Here is a 17,375-nt window from a genome sequence, read left to right on the forward strand (position 1 = left end):
GCCCGGCCACAGTGAGCATGCTTCCCTTCGACGGCGCGATCAGCGCCTACCACGAGACACAGGCCCCCGAGGCCGTGCGCGCCGCCATCGCCGGCGCCGACAAGGACGCCATTCTCGCGCCCGACTTTCCCTATGACGAGGAACTCGGCCGCAAGACCTACGAGCGCGATCTCGAGGCGCTGCAGATCGAACTGGTCAAGATGCAGGCCTGGGCCAAGCGCTCCGGCGCCCGTGTCGCGGTCGTGTTCGAGGGCCGCGACGCCGCCGGAAAAGGCGGCACGATCAAGCGCTTCCGCGAATATCTCAATCCACGCGGCGCGCGCATCGTGGCGCTGCCCAAGCCGACCGAGACCGAGGCCGGCCAGTGGTATTTCCAGCGCTACGTCGCGCATCTGCCCGGCCCGGGCGAAATCGCCTTCTTCGACCGCTCCTGGTACAACCGCGCGGTGGTGGAGCATGTCTTCGGCTTCTGCACGCGGGCGCAACGCGCGCACTTCTTCGCCCAGGCCCCCGATTTCGAGAAGATGCTGGTCGAGGACGGCATCCACCTCGTGAAGATCTGGCTGGCCGTCGGGCGCGCCGAACAGTTGCGCCGCTTCCTCAAGCGCGAACGCGACCCCCTCAAGCAGTGGAAGCTCTCGCGCATCGACGTCGAGGGCCTCGCGCTCTGGGACGAATATACCGAGGCCATCGCCGAGACCTTCGCGCTGACCCACACCGCGCATGCCCCGTGGACGGTGATCCGCTCGGACGACAAGCGCCGCTGCCGGATCGAGGCGATCCGCGCCGTGCTGTCGGGGCTGTCCTACGACGCGCGGTCCGAAGAGGCCCTCGGCACCCGCGATCCCGCCATATGCGGCGGGCCGGAGTTCTGGCATGGCTGACCGCGCCGCGCGTCCCGCCGCCGCACCGGACCACGCCCATGCCTAAACGCGGCTACCATCACGGAAACCTGCGGCAGGCGCTCGTCGAGGCCGCGCTCGAGCTGATCGAGGCAAAGGGCCCGGCCGGCTTCACCCTGTCGGAAACCGCCAAGGCCGCAGGCGTCACCCCCGCCGCGGTCTACCGCCATTTCGACGGTCGCGAGGCGCTGATCGCCGAGGCCGCGCGTCAGGGCTACGAGATGTTCTGCGACGTGATGGAAACCGCCTACGCGTCGGGCCAGCCCTCGGCGCTCGCGGCGTTCGAGGCGACGGGCCGCGCCTATCTGGCCTTCGCGCGCGAGCATCCCGGCCATTACATCGCGATGTTCGAATCCGGCGTGTCGGTGAACCGCTCGGCCGATCTCGCCGCCGTGGCGGGCCGCGCGTGGTCGGTCCTCGAGCGCGCCGCCGCGGACCTGTCCGAGCATATCCCGGCCGACCGCCGCCCGCCGGCCGCGATGTTCTCGGCGCATATCTGGGCGATGAGCCACGGCGTGGTCGAGCTCTTCGCGCGGAACTCGCCGGGCAACAAGTCGCCCTTCCCGCCCGAGGACCTGCTCGAGACCGGGATCGGCGTCTACCTCCGCGGTCTCGGCCTCATCCCGCCGGACAGGACCTGACGCCGATGCGCCGGATCCAGCGGTGGATGCTCTCCGGGCGCGGCTACGCGCCGGACATGCTCGCGAGCCACTCCGCGGTGGCGGTGTTCCCGCGCCTCGGCATCGTCTTCAACCGCATCAAGAAGTCCGGCAACACCTCGATCGCCGCCTTCCTGCACGAGGTGGAGGGCCACGCCGTCCCGCCGACGCCGCAAGCGCTCAAGGCCGAGCTGCGCTCGATCCGGACGCTGTCGCTGGCCGAGACATGGGCCTTTCCGCGGCTGCGCAGCCTCGCCGTGGTGCGCGAGCCCGGCGCCCGCGCGCTGTCGGGCTTCCTGCACCACGTCGCACCCGGCACCAACGAACGCCATGCCGCCGCGCCCGGCTACGGCGACCGCTCGCCCGAAGGCTTCGCCGCCTTCCTCGCGTGGCTGGAGGCGGGCAATCTCGACTACAACGCGCACTTCCGGCCGCAGACCGCGCTGATGTTCCAGCCGCCCGGCCGCTTCACCTGGATCCTCCGGCTGGAACGGCTCTCCGAGGGGATGCGCGGCGTGCTGCGCGACATCGGCGAAGATCCCGCCGCGGCCGACTGTCTCGCCGCCCCGCACGAGATGGAACGCGCCCAGCCCGGCAAGCTGACCGGATCGCGCGCCGCGGGCGCGGACTTCCTGTCGCCCTCGTCACGCGCCGCCGTGGCCCGCCTCTACGCGGCCGACTACGCCGCCTTCGATTACCCGAGGCCGGACCCGTGACCCGGCCGCTGCGCATTCTCTTTCCCTACCCGGGCGATACCGTCGGCGGCTCGCACGTCTCCTCGCTGATGCTGGCGCGGATGCTCGATCCCGCGCGGCACCAGCCCGTCGTCGCTGTTCACGGACCGGGCCTGCTGACCGACTACCTCGCGCGGCTCGGCATCGAACCGATGCCCGCCCCGCGCGTGGTGCCGCCCAGGATGCGGCCGCGCTGGCGCCAGCCCCTGCGCGTGCGCGCCGCCGCCGCGGCGCTCGCGCCCTACCTGCGCGCACAGGACATCGACATCGTGCACACCCACGACATGCGCATGCACCTGGCCTGGGGCGGCGCGGCGGCGGCCGCCGGCCGACCCCACATCTGGCATCAGCGGACCCCCGCGCCGGGGCGGCACCTGCCCGCCTTCGCCGGCCGCGCCGACCGGCTCATCGCGGTGTCCGACTTCGTGCGCGACAGCTTCGCGCCGCCCCTGCGCGACCGGGCCGAGGTCATCTACAATCCCTTCGACACGCCCCGGCCGCACGACCGCGCCGCCGCCCGCGCGCGCATCCTGTCGGACCTGGGCCGGCCCGACGCCGGCCCGATCGTCGCCTATGTCTCGAACTTCTCGGACCGCAAGCGCCCCGAGATCTTCGTCGAGATCGCGCGCCGCCTCGCCGCCCGGCCCGAGGGCGCGGACGCGGTCTTCCCGATGTTCGGCACACCCCACGCGCCGTGGGACGACGCGGTGCGCCGCGCCGCCGCGGCGGCGGGCCTGGGCGAGCGGCTGCAGATCATGGGCACGCGGTTTCCCTTCGACCCCTGGCTCGCGGGGGTCGACCTGCTGATCGCGCCCGCGCGGGACGAGGCGCTCGGCCGCACGCTGATCGAGGCGGCGATGGCGGGCATCCCGCTTGTCGCCACGGACGAGGGCGGCAACCGCGAGATCGTGCTCGATCGCGAAACCGGCCGCCTCGTCCCGCCCGAGGATCCCGAAGGCTACGCCGCCGCCGCGGCGGACCTCCTCGCCCGGCCGGAGGCCACCCGCGCGATGACCGACGCGGCGCGCGCCCGCGCGGCGCGCCTGTTCTCCGCCGACGCCCACCTCGCCGCGATGACCGAGATCTACGACTCGCTGCCGCCGCGACCCAGCCGCGCCCAAAGCTCGTAGTCGGCGGCGTAGAACGCGCGCACGCGGGCGCGGGTCGTCTCGGACGGCGTGATCTCCAGCCGCCCTTCGGTCTTCTTGAACCAGAACGTGCCCTCGGCCGGGTCCGTCGCGGTCGCCCCGTCGATCCAGCGATAGACCGGCTCCAGCCCGTCCTCGAACCGGAAGAGCGTGTCGCCCTCGGCGACGAACTCCGTCTGCGGCCGGATGTGGTTGTCGTAGATCCACGGGTCGCGCCCGTACCCGTCGAGCGTCAGGGCCACCCACTCGTCGAAGACCAGCCGCTTGCGGCCCAGCCGCTTCGACACCTTGCGCAGCATCTTCGTCACCCGCGGAGGATCGCGCTGGATCACGTAGCCCCGCCGCGACGCGCGCCAGCGGTACTCGCTCATGAGCCGTGCCATCGGGTCGCGCAGGATCGCGAAGGACGCGTCGAAGAACCCCTCGGGCACCATCGCGTCGATCACCGCGCGGTGGAGGTGCTGCGGCGTCGCGCGCAGGCCCTCGGCGGCCCGGTTCTCGGTGTAGAGCGCCACCGGCCCCTTCGCCCGCATGTAGGCCTCGACGCTGGTGCCGCCGGTCTTGGGCACGTGCGAGAAGAAGACGACCCGCCCGTTGGCGCGCAGCACAGGCATCTCAGCGCCCGAAGAGTCGCCCGAGGACGCCCTGCTTCTTCTTGGCCTTCCGCTTCTGCGCGCTCATCTGGTTGTACTCGGCGAAGTGCTTGATCTTCGGCTGCGCCTCCTCGGGATCCCAGACATCGAGGTATTTGGCATACCGGATGTTGTATTCCGGCGGCAGCACGAACCAGCGCAGGTCGGTGTGCCAGAACAGCTCGCGCAGCGTCACCTGGTCCTTGCCGAAGCCCGCCTCCGCAAAGGTGCTGGCCCAGTCCTGCAGGAAGGCATCCACCTCCGGCGACCGGCGATAGAGCAGAACGCCGCCGTTCAGCTGCGGAAAGGCCGAGGGGATGTCGGTCTTCCAGATCGCGTTGGTCTTCTTCCGCTCGCGCGCGTGGGCGTGGCAGACCGCGAGGTCGAACCGCTCCAGCACGCGGAAGAGATCGCTCAGATCCGTCACCACGCGCGTGTCGCTGTCGAGATAGAGCGTGCGGTCGAACCGCGACAGGTGCAGGCAGTCGACCTTGGACCGGCGATGCGGGGTCTCGATCCGGTGCACCTTGTCGAACAGCCCCTCGGGCACGATCGACGGGTCGTCGCAGAACAGGTCGATCCCGAGCCCGGGATTCGCCGCCCGCGCGCTTTCGGCGGCGTGGCAGGCATCCTCGGTATAGGTCTTGCCCGCGGTGATGTAGATGATGCCCGATGTGGTCATGGCGTGCCCCGCGGGTCGGTGACGCAAACGGAAAAAGAGCGGCCCGGGGGCCGCTCTCCACATTCGTCCGGTCGTCTCAGCGCTTCGAGAACTGGAAGGACCGGCGCGCCTTCGCGCGGCCGTACTTCTTGCGCTCGACGGTCCGGCTGTCCCGGGTCAGGAAGCCCGCGGCCTTCAGCGCCGGGCGCAGGCTCGGATCGTAAAGCTGCAGCGCCTGGCTGATGCCGTGCTTCACGGCGCCCGCCTGGCCCGACAGGCCGCCGCCCTTGACGGTCGCCATCACGTCGAACTGGTCCTCGACACCGGCCACGGTGAAGGCCTGGTTGAGGATCATCTGCAGCACGGGGCGCGCGAAGTATTCGTTCAGCGGCTTGCCGTTGACGGTCACCTTGCCCGAGCCCGGCTTGATCCAGACGCGCGCGGTGGCGTCCTTGCGGCGGCCGGTCGCGTAGGAGCGGCCGAACTCGTCGCGCTTCGGCTCGCGGGTGATCTGGGGCGCCTCGGCGACGGTCTCGACGCCTGCGGCTTCGCCCAGCTCTTCGAGGGAGTTGATCTGGTCTGCCATGGTTTACTTCGCCACCCGGGTGTTCTTGGAGTTCATCGCCTTGACGTTCAGCACTTCCGGCGCCTGCGCCTCGTGCGGGTGATCGCCGCCGGCGTAGATGCGCAGGTTGGTCAGCTGCTGCTTGGCGAGCTTGTTGCCCGGCAGCATCCGCTTGACCGCCTGGAACACGACGCGCTCGGGGTGCGCGCCCTCGAGGATCTGCTCGTTGGTGCGCGACTTGATGCCGCCCGGATAGCCGGTGTGCCAGTAGAAGTGCTCCTGGCGCTTCTTGCCGGTCAGCTGCACCTTGTCGGCGTTGATGACGATGACGTTGTCACCGATATCCATGTGCGGGGTGAATTGCGGCTTGTGCTTGCCGCGCAGCCGCGTGGCGACGATCGAGGCAAGACGGCCGAGAACGATGCCTTCGGCATCGATCACGATCCACTTCTTGTCGATGTCCGCGGGCGTCGCAGAGTAGGTTTTCATGACGGGGGATCCCCTGGGGTTGCTGGTGTTGCCTGCCGCGGTCACCCGGCGCTGCCGGGGCCCGCGAAATCCGATGCGCGGGTTATAAGCATCCCGCGTGCACGGTCAAGCGGCCATGCGCGGGATTAACACAGTGAAAACAGAGGCTTGAAAATTAGGTATCCAGATACCCCACAATCCGGGGCCGTCCGGCGCTCCCGCGTCAGACCGCGATCCGCTCCGGCGGCTCGTCCAGCAGCCGCCGCAGCCGGCCCATCGCCGCCTCGAAGCTCGCCAGCGTCACCTGCGCGTTGATCGCGATGCGGATCGCGTGCGGCGGAGCACCGTCGCGCAGCACGAACTCGTCCGCCGACCGCACCTGCACGCCCTCGGCCTCCGCCGCCTGGCAGAACGCGCCCGCCCGCCAGCCCGACGGCAGGGTGAGCCACAGGTAGGGCCGGTCCTCCGCCCAGGTCATCTCGAACCCGCCCAGAGCGTTGACCGCCGCGCGGACGTAGCGCGAGAACTCCGCGCGCACCGCCGCCGCGATCTCGCGCGTCTCGGGCCGGCCCAGCACGTCGGCGGCCAGGTCGGCGAGCGGTGTGGCGAGGCCGAAGAATCCGTGCTCGGCCACCCGCCGCAGGTCGGCCACCCGCCCCTGCGGCGCCACCGCGAACCCGATCCGCAGCGCCGGCGTCAGGGATTTCGAGATCGACGACACGTACCAGCCGTGCTCGGGCAGCAGCGCGCGATAGCTCTGCTCCTGCGCCGCCCCGACGCGGTAGCAATCGTCCTCGAGGATCTGCAGCCCGGTGCGCCGCGCCACCTCCGCGATCTCCTGCCGGCGGGCCAGCGGCGTGAAGAGCCCGGTCGGATTGTGCACCTCGGGCGACGTGCACAGAAGCTGCGCCCCGTGCTGGCGCGTCAGCCGCTCCAGCGCCTCGGGCACGATGCCGTCGCCGTCCATCGGCACCGCGACCACCTCCGCGCGGAGCAGCTCCGCCATGCGCCGGAACCCGGGATAGGTCAGCTCCTCCAGGAGCACCACCGGCCGCGTCCCGCGCAGCACCGCCTGCATCACCAGCCCGATGCCGTTCTGCCCGCCGTGGCTCAGCACCATGTCGTCGGCATCGAGCGGCCCCAGCGCCGTGTCCGACAGCCACGCCACCACCGCCTCGCGGGCCGGGCGGAACGCCGCGCGCGAGGGATAGTTCAGGAGCCGCGCCGGCGCCCCCTCGCCCAGCCGCGCCAGCGCGTCGTGGATCAGCGCCACCTGTCCGCAATCGGGCACCTTCGGCGAAAACAGGCTGACCGTCTCGGTCTCTTCCGGCGCCGTGTGCTGCTGCCAGCGGATCTCGCGCGGGGCCTCGGCCACCGGCGCGGCGCGGTCGCGCACGAAGGTGCCGCGCCCGACCTCGCCAGATGCCGTGCCGTCCTCGGTCAGCAGCGCGTAGGCGCGCGCCACCGTGCCCGGCGTGATCCCCAGCGCCCAGGCCAGGTCGCGCACCGGCGGCAGCCGGTCGCCCGGCCCCAGCGCGCCGGTGTCCACCGCCTCGCGGATCGCGCCCGCGACCGCCCGGTATTTCGGCCCCGGGACGCCGCCGCGCTCATAAGCGGAGAGAATTGTATCCATCACAATAAATCCGTCGCCCCGGGTACGATTCGATTGTATTTATATATTGTGGCAAACACGCTGCATTGTGTCAATACAATTTGGGAAAGGATAATCCGATGTCCGCAGCACCCCATCGCCTGAAGGCCGCATTCATCGGCCGCCAGACGCATCTCGCGCCCCCCGCCGCGCTTGCGCTGACGGTGGCGGTGACGCTGGTGAAATGGTCCGAACGCCGCCGCACCCGCCGTGCGCTCGCGGATCTCGACGACCATCTGCTCGACGATATCGGTCTGGATCGGTGGACCGCCCACGCGGAGGCCCGCCGTGCGTTCTGGCAGGACTGATCCCTGATCTGCCGGAACCTCTTCTCCTGAGCCGCCTGCGGGCGGCTCCTTTTTTTGTCGCGCGCCCGCACGACACCCCGTCGCGCCCCGTGCTAGGCTTCGCGGGCGAACCACCCGGACGGCCCGGCGATGATCACCGACATCGAGGATTATGTCCGCGACGGATGCGGACGCTGCGCGCGCTTCGCCACGCCGGACTGTTCCGTGCGCCATTGGCAGGAGGCCGTGCTCGCGCTCCGGGCGCTCTGCCGCGACGCCGGCCTCGGCGAGACCGTGAAATGGGGCCATCCCTGCTATGTCCATGCCGGCCGCAACATCGCGATCATCGGCGCGGTGCGCGGCGGGGCGCGCCTGGGGTTCTTCAACGCCGCGCTCCTGTCCGATCCCGCCGGCCTGCTCGAACGGCAGGGGCCGAACACCCGGCATCCCGACACCGTGCGCGTCACCTCCGCCGCGCGCGTCCACGCCATCGCGCCCGACCTGCGCGCCTGCCTCGACGAGGCGATGCGCCACGCCGAAGCCGGGACCAGGCCGCCGCCCGCCACCGCCGAGCCCGACCTGCCCGACGATCTCGTCGAAGCCCTCGCCGCCGATTCGGATCTCGCGGCCGCCTTCGACGCGCTCACCCCCGGGCGCCGCCGCAGCTACGCGATCGCGCTGGCCTCCGCCAAGCGGGCGGAGACGCGCCAGCGCCGGATCGCGGCCTTCCGCGACCGCATTCTCGCCGGCAAGGGCGCCACCGAACGCTGAGGCCGGCCCGCGCCGTCGGCCACCCCTTCCCCCTTGCCCGCCTTGCTCGTAAAGAGCCCCGGACCACAGCGAGCAGCCACTAGACGGAGACCCGGGATGCAGGAGCCCGCCATCACGCCGGAACTGATCGAGGCGCACGGCCTGAAGCCGGACGAGTACGACCGCATCCTCGAGATCTGCGGCCGCGATCCGACCTTCACCGAACTCGGCATCTTCTCGGCGATGTGGAACGAGCACTGCTCCTACAAGTCCTCCAAGAAATGGCTCCGGATGCTGCCCACCTCCGGCCCGCAGGTGATCTGCGGGCCCGGCGAGAACGCGGGCGTGGTCGACATCGGCGACGGACAGGCCGTGGTCTTCAAGATGGAGAGCCACAACCACCCCTCCTACATCGAACCCAAGCAGGGCGCGGCGACGGGCGTGGGCGGCATCCTGCGCGACGTGTTCACGATGGGCGCGCGCCCGGTGGCGGCGATGAACGCGCTCTCCTTCGGCCGGCCCGACCATCCCAAGACGCGCCAGCTCGTGCACGGCGTGGTCGAGGGCATCGGTGGCTACGGCAACGCCTTCGGCGTGCCCACCGTGGGCGGCGAGGTCCGCTTCGATCCCGCCTATGACGGCAACTGCCTCGTCAACGCCTTCGCCGCCGGCATCGCCGAGACGGACTCGATCTTCTATTCCGCCGCCTCGGGCGTCGGCCGCCCGGTCGTCTACCTCGGGGCCAAGACGGGCCGCGACGGCGTCGGCGGCGCCACCATGGCATCGGCCGAGTTCGACGAGTCGATCGAGGAAAAGCGCCCGACGGTGCAGGTCGGCGACCCGTTCACCGAAAAGCGATTGATGGAGGCCTGCCTCGAACTTATGGCCACCGGCGCGGTCGTCTCGATCCAGGACATGGGCGCCGCCGGCCTGACCTGCTCGGCGGTCGAGATGGGCGACAAGGGCGGCCTCGGAATCCGGCTCGATCTCGACCGTGTGCCGGTCCGCGAACCCGGCATGACCGCCTACGAGATGATGCTGTCCGAAAGCCAGGAGCGGATGCTCATGGTCCTCGACCCCGCGAAGGAGGCCGAGGCCCGCGCCGTGTTCGACAAGTGGGACCTCGATTTCGCCATCGTCGGCGAGACCATCGCCGAGGACCGATTCGTCATCGTCCACGGCGGCACGGAAAAGGCCAACCTGCCGCTCTCTGCGCTGTCGGGCAACGCGCCCGAATACGACCGCCCCTTCGAGGACACGCCGGTCGACGACGGCGAACTCTGGGACGTGCCGCAGATCGATCCGGTCGACGGGCTGCGCCACATCCTCGCCAGCGCCAACTACTGCTCGCGCGCCTGGGTGTGGGAGCAGTACGACAGCATGGTCATGGCCGACACGGTGGAGGGTCCGGGCTGGGGCGCCGGCGTCATCCGCGTGCACGGCACCGCCAAGAAGCTCGCCTTCACCGCGGACGTGACCCCGCGCTACGTCTTCGCCGATCCGGAAAAGGGCGGGATGCAGGCGGTTGCCGAAGCCTATCGCAACCTCTGCGCCGTGGGCGCGACGCCGCTCGCGACGACCGACAACCTCAATTTCGGCAACCCCGAGAAGCCCGCGATCATGGGACAGTTCGTCGGCGCCATCCGCGGCATCGGCGCGGCCTGCAGCGCGCTCGACATGCCCATCGTGTCGGGCAACGTGTCGCTCTACAACGAAACCGACGGCACCGCGATCCTGCCCACGCCGACCATCGGCGCGGTCGGGCTCATCGCCGCGGACGAGGAGCCCATCCTCGACCGGGCGCGCGACGGTCACGTCGCGCTCCTGCTGGGCCGCTCCGGGTCGCATCTTGGCCGCTCCGCGCTCCTGCAGGAGGTGTTCCTGCGGCAGGACGGCCCCGCCCCGCGTGTCGATCTGGACGAAGAGCGCCGCAACGGCGAATTCGTCCGCGCCAACCGCGACCTGATCCGCGCCTGCACCGATCTCTCCGACGGCGGCCTCGCGCTCGCCGCGTTCGAGATGGCGGCCGGCTCGGGCGTCGGCGTGCAGCTCGACAGCGAGGACACGCCGTTTCTCTTCGGCGAGGATCAGGGCCGCTACCTCATCGCCTGCAACTTCGACTGCGCCGAAGAGCTGATGACCCGTGCCGTCGCCGCGGGCGTGAAGATCGACAGCGTCGGCCGCTTCACGGGCAGCACGGTCAGCTTCGGCAGCGCCTCCGCCCCGCTCGACGAGCTCGTCGCGGTCCACCGCGGTACCTTCGCCGCGCTCTTCGACTGATCCTCACCGGGGCGCCCGGCCCGACCGCCTGCGCCGGGCCCCGGACGGCCCGCGCGCCTGCCGCGCCTGCCGCACCTTGCGCTCTCGTATGACGTCGAAGCGGGATGCGCCCGGCGATCTCACCGGGGTCGCCCTCCATCACCCGACCTCCGGGCCTTCGGCCGGCTGCGCCGGGCCCCGGACGGCCCGCACACGGCCCCGGTCGCGATGACGCCCGCGGGCGCGCCGCGCCGGCACCGGACCGCCGCTCAGGTCGCGCGCTCCGACTCCCCGGCCGCCCCGGTGTCGTCGTCCGCCGCCGCCGCCGCCTCCTCGGCCTCCTCGGCCGCGCGCTCTTCGGCCGCTTCCTCGGCGCGGTCGGCGGCCCATTCGCCGGCCGCCTCGACCGCCACGGGCGACGCGGTCGGCACCACGCCGAGATAGCTCTCGGTGTCGCTCGCCGGCGCGCTCATGCGCTGCGTCATCCGGTAGAGCGCATAAAGCGCCATCGCCGCGAAGGTCGCCCCGAGCGTCATCCAGAACCCGCCCGGCCCCGCCGCCTGCATCGCGTAGCCGGTCAGGAGCGGCCCGGCGATCGCCCCGAGCCCGAAGGTGAACACGAGCCCGCCCGAGGCCGCCGGCATGTCCTCGGAGGACAGGAAATCGTTGGTATAGGCCAGAAGCAGCGCGTAGAGCGGCGTCGTCACGCCCCCCGCGAGGAACGCCGCCGCCATCAGCGGCACGAGCGCGTCGCCGGTCAGCCAGCCGAGCCCGCAGGCCACGCCGCCCAGCACCGCCGCCCCGAAGATCAGCTTGCGCCGGTCGAGCCGGTCGGACAGCCAGCCGATCGGGTATTGCAGCACGAGCGCCCCGGCGAACAGCATCGCGACGAAAAGCGCGATCTCGTCCGCCGTCATCCCGATCTGCGTGCCGAACACGGCGCCCATGCCCGATTGCGTGGCGTAGACGCTGCCCAGCAGGAAGATCCCGATCGTGCCGAGGGGCGAGCTGACGAAGAGCTGGCCGAGCGACATCGGCCGCGTCACCTCCACCGACGGCGTGCGTCCCGCCGACAGCAGGATCGGCGCGAACGACACCGACACGAGAATCGACGCCCCGATGAACAGCACCGACGTGGCCGCGTCGCCCAGCGTCAGAAGCCCCTGCGCCCCGATGATCCCCAGGGTCTGCGCGAGCATGTAGGCCGACAGCACCTTGCCGCGCGTCTCGTTGGTCGAGGCGTCGTTGAGCCAGCTCTCCGCGGCGACGTAGACGCCCGACATGCAGAACCCGAGCAGCACCCGCAGGAGCGTCCACGCCCACGGCTCGGTCAGCAGCGGCAGCGAGATCAGCCCCGCCGACATGAAGCTGCCGAGCGCCGCGAACACCCGCACGTGACCCACCCGGCGAATCATCCGCGGCGTCAGCCGCGCGCCCGACAGGAAGCCCAGGAAGTAACCGGAGGTGACGACGGCGAGCTCGCCCGCCGAGAAGCCCTCGATCCCGCCGCGCAGACCGATCAGCGTGAAGTGCATGCCGTTGCCCAGCATGATGAGCACGATGCCGAGAAGAAGCGCCCAGACGCCGGACAGGACCTGAAACACCGCACGCCTCCACGTCACTGCCGGACGACGCCGTGCCGCGCCGCCGGACCATGCCACAGGGCCGCACAATGGCGGTCATGGCGCGTGCGTCAAGCGCACCGGCCGTCGCACCCCCGGCGCGGCGGGCGCGGCGCGGGGATGTGCCGCGGTGCTGCACATCCCCGCGCCAGACGGCGCCGCCCCGACACGGAAACCCGGCACGAAAAAAGGGAGCGCGCGGTCGCCCGCGCGCTCCCCCGGTCCGGTCCAGTCCCCGGTCCCGGTTCAGTTCGAAGCGGTCAGGAGCGGGGTGATCCGGCGCACCGCCGCCCGGCGGTTTGCGCGCTCGGACTCCTCGGTCCGCACCAGAAGGTCGGATTCGCCGTAGCCCTGCACGACCATGTTCTCGGTCGGCACGTCGAAGTACTCGCTGAGCGCCAGCGCCACCGATTCCGCCCGGCGGTCCGACAGCGCGAGGTTCATCGAGGCCGAGCCGGTCGCGTCGGTGTGGCCCTCGATCAGGAAGACTTCGCCCGGGCGCTCGTCGATGATGTCGCGCATCGCGTTGCCCAGCGCCGACAGCGCCTCGGCCTCCTCGGGCCGGATGACGGCCGAGCCGGTCTCGAAGTTGATCGTGTCGACGTTGATCTCGGGCACCTGCTTGCGCACCTCGGCGATGTTGCGCACCTGGTTGAGCGAGAACGACCGGTCGAGCTGGACGCCGGCATTGGCCAGCGCGGTCGCGAGCGCCTGTTCGTCGTCCTGCTGGTACTCGATCACCTGGCGTTGGTCCGACACCCGCGGCAGCTCGCTCACGCTCACCTCCTGGAAGGACCGCGTGTCGTCGAACAGGACCACCTGGTCGCCGCCCGGCAGGTTGCGCACGCGGCGCAGGACGCGGCCGTCGGCGGCACGCACCGTCTCGATCTCGGTGCCGTCCTCGCGGATGACGACCGAACGGGTGGAACCGTCGTCGTAGCGGTAGGTGGTGACGTTCGAGCCCGGCTGGCGCAGCAGCGCGTCGTCGTTGCGCAGCACGCGGTACTGTCCGTCACGCTCGACGACGATCCGGTCGCCGGTGTCGGTCACGACCCGTTCGTTCGGGCGCAGCAACTGCTGCACCGCGACGGTGCCCAACGCGCCGAGCGCGGCACCGCCGAGGATCGAGCGCAGGCGCTCGGCCTCCTCGCCGTCGTCCTCGTCATCGTCGTCATCGCGCCGTGCCCGCTCGACATCCTCGCCGACCTCGGTGGCGAATTCCTCGTTGGAGCTGCGCGCGGTCTCCTCGGTCACGGTCTCCTCGACCACCTCGGCGTCGCCGTCACCGCCCTGAACCGCGGCAGCGCTCTGCGCGGCGCGATCTTCCTCGGCGATCGCCTCGGCATCGGCGGCCGCCTGCTCCTCGGTGCGCTCGGGCGCCTCGCCCTCGGTCTCGGCGGTCGTTTCGGTGTCCGACTCGGCCTCGGTATCCGCACCGGGGGTCTCGGCGGTGTCGCCGCCCTCGGTGCCGGTCTCGGCCTCGGTCTCGGCGGTCGCATCCGCATCCGCGCCGCCCTGCTCGGCTTCCAGCGCCTCGCGCAGGGACTCCTCGTCGGTGCGGCCGTCCTCGGGCGCGTCCTCGGCCGTCTCGGGGGCCTCCTCGGTCTCGGCCGGCGCCTCCTCGGCGGTCTCCGGTGCCTCCTCGGTCGCCTCCGGCGCCTCCTCGGCGGTGTCGGGCGCCTCCTCGGTCGCCTCCGGCGCCTCCTCGGCGGTCTCGGGCGCCTCCTCGGTCACCGCGGGCGCGTCCTCGGCGGCCTGCGGCACCTCTTCGGCCTCGGGAGCCGCCTCTTCCGCGAGCGGCGCGTCGGGCGTGCCGGTTTCGGAGTCGGCCGCCTCGGCCTCTTCGGCGGTCTCGTTCTGCTGCTGTTCCAGCGCCTCGCGCAGCTGGTCGGCGCCGTCCGGCGCCGCCTCGCCCTCGGCCTCGGTCTCGACCTGAGGCGTCGCCGGCGCGTCCTCGGCGGTTTCGGGGGCCGCCTGAGTTTCCGGCTCTGCCGGCGCCTCGGCCTGTGCCGGCGCCTCGGTCTCGGCGGGCGCTTCGGCTGGCGCCGCGTTCTCGGCGGCCGGCGTGTCGGCAGGCGCAGCGTCCTGCGCTGCTTCGGCAGGCGCAGCGTCCTGCGCTGCGGCGGCAGGCGCATCGCTCGCCTCGGGCGCGGCCTCGACCGCTTCGGGTTCGGCCGCGGCGGCGGGCGCCTCTGGCGCGTCCTCTTGTGCGGAGGCGGCAGGCGCATCCCCGGCGTCGTCGGAAGCACCGGCCGGGGTGCCGCCGTCGGCAGCCTCACCGCCCTCGGCCGGGGTGCCGCCCTCGGCCGGTTCGGCGGCGGGGGCCTCGGCCGCGTCGTCCTGTTGCTGTTCTTCCTGCTGGCGGCGCAGCAGCTCCTCTTCCGTCTCCGCCGCGCCGTTGCCCTCGGCATCCTGCGCGAGGATCGGGGCGGGGGCGGACAGGCTCAGCACGAGGGCGAGCGCGGTGGTGGTCTTCAGGATGCCTGACGTCATGTTCGTATCCTTCCAAATCTGCCAAGAGCAGGATCGGAAAGGTAACGCCCGGGGGCATCGGACGGGTTCCGCCGCCGCGCCGTCCCGACCGGCGGCGCACCGCCGATCGCGATCACATCATGTCAATGAGCCGCGCCTTCTCGCCGGCGTCGTCGTCGCGCGAGATCGCCGCGGCCAGATCGCTCAGCGACTGGATCGAATGGCCGGCGCGAAAGCTGTCGACATGCGGCAGCATGGCGCGGATCCCGGTGGCCTTCGGCGCGAATTCCCCCCAGCGAAGCAGCGGGTTGAGCCAGATCAGCCGCCGCGCCGACAGGTGCAGGCGCTCCATCTCGTGGGCGAGCGCGCCGGCATCGTCGCGGTCGAGCCCGTCGGTGATCAGAAGGACCACCGCCCCCTGCCCCATGACGCGCCGCGACCAGTCGCGGTTGAACGCGTGCAGGCAGGCCCCGATCCGGGTGCCGCCCTCCCAGTCCTGCGCCTCGGCGCCGGCGGCCTTGAGCGCCTGGTCGACATCGCGCGTGGCGAGATGGCGGGTGATGTTGGTGAGCCGGGTGCCGAAGGTGAAGGCGTGCACCCGCGCCCAGCCGGCGCCCTTCTGGTTGGCCACGGCGTGCAGGAAATGCAGCACCATCCGGCTGTAATGCGACATCGACCCGGAGATGTCGCACAGCACCACGAGGTTCGGCCAGCGCAGCCGCGGACGCTGCCGCGCGAGGGTCTGGATCTCGCCGCCGGTGCGCATCGAGGCGCGGATCGTGCGCCGCCAGTCCGGCCGCCGCCCGTGCGTCGCGGGCATGCCCCGGCGCGAGGCGATCGGCTTCACCGGCAGGGTCAGCGTGGCCAGCATACGCTTGGCCGCGGCGATCTCGGCGGTGGACATCTGCTCGAAGTCGAGGCTGCGCAGCTTCTCCTCGGCCGACATCGTCTGCGAGGCGTCGATCTCGATCGGCAGCTCGTCCTCGCTCTCGCCCTCCGGCGGCTCGGGCAGATCGGGCGCGGTGCCGTCGAGCAGCGCCTCGGCGGCGCGCTTCTCGGCGGCGTCGGCGGCACGCTCCTCCTGCACGCCGCGCACCGCCGGCAGCATCATCGACATCATGTGCTCGAGATAGCGCGGATCGCGCCAGTAGAGGCGGAAGACCTGGTCGAACACCGCGCGGTGCTCGGGGCGCGACACGAAGCAGGCGTGCAGCGTCCAGTAGAAGTCGGTGCGCGAGGTGAAGCCCGCCGCCTCGACCGCGCGCACCGCGTCGACCACCCGCCCCGGCCCCACCGGCAGCCCCGCCTTGCGCAGCGCGCGGGCGAAGTGGGTGATGTTGTGCGCGAGCTTGGGGTGCTCGGGGATCTCGATCGGGGCGTATTCGGGCATGTCAGCCTCCGCGGGGGCGCCGCCCCCGCACCCCCGGAGTATTTCCGCCAAGAAGAAGACGGCGGACGGGACGCGCGGGACGACGGGAGCCGGTCACGAGGCGAGCCGCTGGCGGGCCTCGTCGAGCAGGCGCTTGGCCTCCGAGCCCTGCAGTTTCTGGATGTCGTCCTGGTATTTTAGGATCGCGCCGAGCGTGTCGGAGATCACCTCGGGCGAGAGGTCCATGACGTCGAGCGCGAGCAGGCACTTGGCCCAGTCGATCGTCTCGGCGACGCCGGGGCGCTTGAAGATGTCCTCGGTCCGCAGGCGCTGGACGAAGGCCACGACCTCGCGCGAGAGCGTCTCGGACGCCTCGGGGGCGCGCGCGGCGAGGATCTCGATCTCGCGCGCGAAGGTCGGGTAGTCCACCCAGTGGTAGAGGCAGCGCCGCTTGAGCGCGTCGTGCACCTCGCGGGTGCGGTTCGAGGTCAGGATCACGATCGGCGGTTCGGGGGCGACGATGGGGCCGAGTTCGGGGATCGTCACCTGGAAGTCCGACAGCGCCTCGAGCAGGAACGCCTCGAAGGGTTCGTCGGTGCGGTCGAGCTCGTCGATCAGGAGCACCGGAGCGCCGCCGGGCTGGGGCCGCATCGCCTCGAGCAGCGGACGCTCGATCAGGTAGTCCTCGGAGAAGAGCTCGGCGCGCAGCGCCTGGCGGTCGGCGCCGCCGGCGGCCTCGGCGGTGCGGATCGCCACCATCTGCGCGGCGAAGTTCCACTCGTAGACCGCGGAGGCCGCGTCGAGCCCCTCGTAGCATTGCAGCCGGATCAGCCGGCGGCCCAGCGACTGCGCCAGCGCCTTGGCGATCTCGGTCTTGCCGACGCCGGCCTCGCCCTCGAGAAAGAGCGGCCGGCCGAGCCGGAGCGCGAGAAACACGACCGTGGCCAGCGACCGGCCGCAGACATAGCCCGCCTCGCCCAGCCGTGCCTGCACCGCGTCGATGGATGTGACCTCGCTCATGCGCTCCTCCCGTCTGGCCGTCCCCGTTGCTCGCGCGCGATCCGGGACGGGTCAAGTGGGCTTAGGTCGCACGCGCGGGCCACGACGTCGCCGGCGCGGGGCGGGGACGTCGCCGGCGCGGGGCGGGACGGCAGCGCCACGCCACCGTGGCGGGACCACAGCGCCACGCCGCAGCC

At 71.6% G+C, this 17,375-nt stretch carries 16 protein-coding genes; 7 read left to right on the forward strand and 9 right to left on the reverse strand.

Annotated features, from left to right (window positions below):
* The first annotated feature begins 17 nt into the window (after nucleotides 1–17).
* Genes ppk2 through ROJ8625_RS08695 form a run of 4 tightly spaced genes read left to right on the forward strand, consistent with a single transcriptional unit; the run spans nucleotide 18 to nucleotide 3,425 of the window.
* Nucleotides 18–884 carry a polyphosphate kinase 2 gene (gene ppk2 / locus ROJ8625_RS08680; protein ID WP_085791497.1) on the forward strand — a complete coding sequence of 289 codons (867 nt, stop codon included), beginning with the start codon at nucleotides 18–20 and terminating at the stop codon, nucleotides 882–884.
* Nucleotides 885–922: 38 nt separating this feature from the next.
* Nucleotides 923–1,543, forward strand: coding sequence for a TetR/AcrR family transcriptional regulator (locus tag ROJ8625_RS08685; protein WP_085791498.1), 621 nt, complete (start codon nucleotides 923–925; stop codon nucleotides 1,541–1,543).
* A gap of 5 nt (nucleotides 1,544–1,548) precedes the next feature.
* Complete coding sequence (locus ROJ8625_RS08690; RefSeq protein WP_085791499.1) at nucleotides 1,549–2,277, forward strand: sulfotransferase family 2 domain-containing protein; 729 nt, start codon at nucleotides 1,549–1,551, stop codon at nucleotides 2,275–2,277.
* A complete protein-coding gene (locus ROJ8625_RS08695) occupies nucleotides 2,274–3,425 on the forward strand; it encodes a glycosyltransferase family 4 protein (protein ID WP_085791500.1) in 1,152 nt (383 codons plus the stop codon). Before ROJ8625_RS08690 ends, ROJ8625_RS08695 begins: the two co-directional genes overlap by 4 nt.
* Here the strand turns inward: ROJ8625_RS08695 and ROJ8625_RS08700 are convergent.
* The 5 genes from ROJ8625_RS08700 to ROJ8625_RS08720 all read right to left on the reverse strand — a co-directional run bounded on the left by ROJ8625_RS08700 (nucleotide 3,380) and on the right by ROJ8625_RS08720 (nucleotide 7,402).
* Nucleotides 3,380–4,057, reverse strand: a complete 678-nt coding sequence (locus ROJ8625_RS08700) for a sulfotransferase family 2 domain-containing protein (RefSeq protein WP_085791501.1) — start codon at nucleotides 4,055–4,057, stop codon at nucleotides 3,380–3,382. The genes ROJ8625_RS08695 and ROJ8625_RS08700 overlap by 46 nt on opposite strands.
* Nucleotide 4,058: 1 nt before the next feature.
* A complete protein-coding gene (locus ROJ8625_RS08705) occupies nucleotides 4,059–4,757 on the reverse strand; it encodes a glycosyltransferase family protein (protein ID WP_085791502.1) in 699 nt (232 codons plus the stop codon).
* Nucleotides 4,758–4,833: 76 nt separating this feature from the next.
* A complete protein-coding gene (gene rpsI / locus ROJ8625_RS08710; RefSeq protein WP_085791503.1) occupies nucleotides 4,834–5,322 on the reverse strand; it encodes a 30S ribosomal protein S9 in 489 nt (162 codons plus the stop codon).
* Nucleotides 5,323–5,325: 3 nt separating this feature from the next.
* The gene (gene rplM, locus ROJ8625_RS08715; RefSeq protein WP_085791504.1) at nucleotides 5,326–5,790 is read right to left on the reverse strand and encodes a 50S ribosomal protein L13; all 465 of its coding nucleotides are present in this window, start codon (nucleotides 5,788–5,790) and stop codon (nucleotides 5,326–5,328) included.
* A gap of 202 nt (nucleotides 5,791–5,992) precedes the next feature.
* Nucleotides 5,993–7,402, reverse strand: coding sequence for an aminotransferase-like domain-containing protein (locus ROJ8625_RS08720; RefSeq protein WP_085791505.1), 1,410 nt, complete (start codon nucleotides 7,400–7,402; stop codon nucleotides 5,993–5,995).
* Nucleotides 7,403–7,500: 98 nt separating this feature from the next.
* On the opposite strand from ROJ8625_RS08720, the gene ROJ8625_RS08725 reads away from it, so the two are divergent.
* The 3 genes from ROJ8625_RS08725 (at nucleotide 7,501) to purL (ending at nucleotide 10,737) form a co-directional block, all read left to right on the forward strand.
* The gene (locus tag ROJ8625_RS08725; RefSeq protein ID WP_085791506.1) at nucleotides 7,501–7,728 is read left to right on the forward strand and encodes a YjiS-like domain-containing protein; all 228 of its coding nucleotides are present in this window, start codon (nucleotides 7,501–7,503) and stop codon (nucleotides 7,726–7,728) included.
* Between the two features lie 129 nt (nucleotides 7,729–7,857).
* A complete protein-coding gene (locus ROJ8625_RS08730) occupies nucleotides 7,858–8,478 on the forward strand; it encodes a YdeI/OmpD-associated family protein (protein WP_085791507.1) in 621 nt (206 codons plus the stop codon).
* A 96-nt stretch (nucleotides 8,479–8,574) separates the two neighbouring features.
* Nucleotides 8,575–10,737, forward strand: a complete 2,163-nt coding sequence (gene purL, locus ROJ8625_RS08735; protein ID WP_085791508.1) for a phosphoribosylformylglycinamidine synthase subunit PurL — start codon at nucleotides 8,575–8,577, stop codon at nucleotides 10,735–10,737.
* A gap of 248 nt (nucleotides 10,738–10,985) precedes the next feature.
* On the opposite strand, the gene ROJ8625_RS08740 is transcribed toward purL, so the two are convergent.
* The 4 genes from ROJ8625_RS08740 to ROJ8625_RS08755 all read right to left on the reverse strand — a co-directional run bounded on the left by ROJ8625_RS08740 (nucleotide 10,986) and on the right by ROJ8625_RS08755 (nucleotide 17,199).
* Nucleotides 10,986–12,320, reverse strand: coding sequence for an MFS transporter (locus tag ROJ8625_RS08740; RefSeq protein ID WP_085791509.1), 1,335 nt, complete (start codon nucleotides 12,318–12,320; stop codon nucleotides 10,986–10,988).
* 264 nt (nucleotides 12,321–12,584) lie between these two features.
* Nucleotides 12,585–14,831, reverse strand: coding sequence for an OmpA family protein (locus tag ROJ8625_RS20635; protein ID WP_143535084.1), 2,247 nt, complete (start codon nucleotides 14,829–14,831; stop codon nucleotides 12,585–12,587).
* 112 nt (nucleotides 14,832–14,943) lie between these two features.
* Entirely contained in the window at nucleotides 14,944–16,200 is a 1,257-nt protein-coding gene (locus ROJ8625_RS08750) for a vWA domain-containing protein (protein ID WP_085791510.1), read from the reverse strand.
* Nucleotides 16,201–16,293: 93 nt separating this feature from the next.
* Complete coding sequence (locus ROJ8625_RS08755) at nucleotides 16,294–17,199, reverse strand: AAA family ATPase (RefSeq protein WP_085791511.1); 906 nt, start codon at nucleotides 17,197–17,199, stop codon at nucleotides 16,294–16,296.
* Between the last annotated feature and the right edge of the window lie 176 nt (nucleotides 17,200–17,375).

The sequence above is a fragment of the Roseivivax jejudonensis genome, assembly GCF_900172265.1.
Classification (GTDB): domain Bacteria; phylum Pseudomonadota; class Alphaproteobacteria; order Rhodobacterales; family Rhodobacteraceae; genus Roseivivax; species Roseivivax jejudonensis.

Coding starts and splice junctions, on each gene's coding strand:
- ROJ8625_RS08755 (WP_085791511.1), bottom strand. CDS start 17,199: ATGAGCGAGGTCACATCCATCGACGCGGTGCAGGCACGGCTGGGCGAG.
- purL (WP_085791508.1), top strand. CDS start 8,575: ATGCAGGAGCCCGCCATCACGCCGGAACTGATCGAGGCGCACGGCCTG.
- ROJ8625_RS08685 (WP_085791498.1), top strand. CDS start 923: ATGCCTAAACGCGGCTACCATCACGGAAACCTGCGGCAGGCGCTCGTC.
- ROJ8625_RS20635 (WP_143535084.1), bottom strand. CDS start 14,831: ATGACGTCAGGCATCCTGAAGACCACCACCGCGCTCGCCCTCGTGCTG.
- ROJ8625_RS08725 (WP_085791506.1), top strand. CDS start 7,501: ATGTCCGCAGCACCCCATCGCCTGAAGGCCGCATTCATCGGCCGCCAG.
- ROJ8625_RS08700 (WP_085791501.1), bottom strand. CDS start 4,057: ATGCCTGTGCTGCGCGCCAACGGGCGGGTCGTCTTCTTCTCGCACGTG.
- ROJ8625_RS08730 (WP_085791507.1), top strand. CDS start 7,858: ATGATCACCGACATCGAGGATTATGTCCGCGACGGATGCGGACGCTGC.
- ROJ8625_RS08720 (WP_085791505.1), bottom strand. CDS start 7,402: ATGGATACAATTCTCTCCGCTTATGAGCGCGGCGGCGTCCCGGGGCCG.
- ROJ8625_RS08690 (WP_085791499.1), top strand. CDS start 1,549: ATGCGCCGGATCCAGCGGTGGATGCTCTCCGGGCGCGGCTACGCGCCG.
- ROJ8625_RS08705 (WP_085791502.1), bottom strand. CDS start 4,757: ATGACCACATCGGGCATCATCTACATCACCGCGGGCAAGACCTATACC.
- rplM (WP_085791504.1), bottom strand. CDS start 5,790: ATGAAAACCTACTCTGCGACGCCCGCGGACATCGACAAGAAGTGGATC.
- ppk2 (WP_085791497.1), top strand. CDS start 18: ATGCTTCCCTTCGACGGCGCGATCAGCGCCTACCACGAGACACAGGCC.
- ROJ8625_RS08750 (WP_085791510.1), bottom strand. CDS start 16,200: ATGCCCGAATACGCCCCGATCGAGATCCCCGAGCACCCCAAGCTCGCG.
- rpsI (WP_085791503.1), bottom strand. CDS start 5,322: ATGGCAGACCAGATCAACTCCCTCGAAGAGCTGGGCGAAGCCGCAGGC.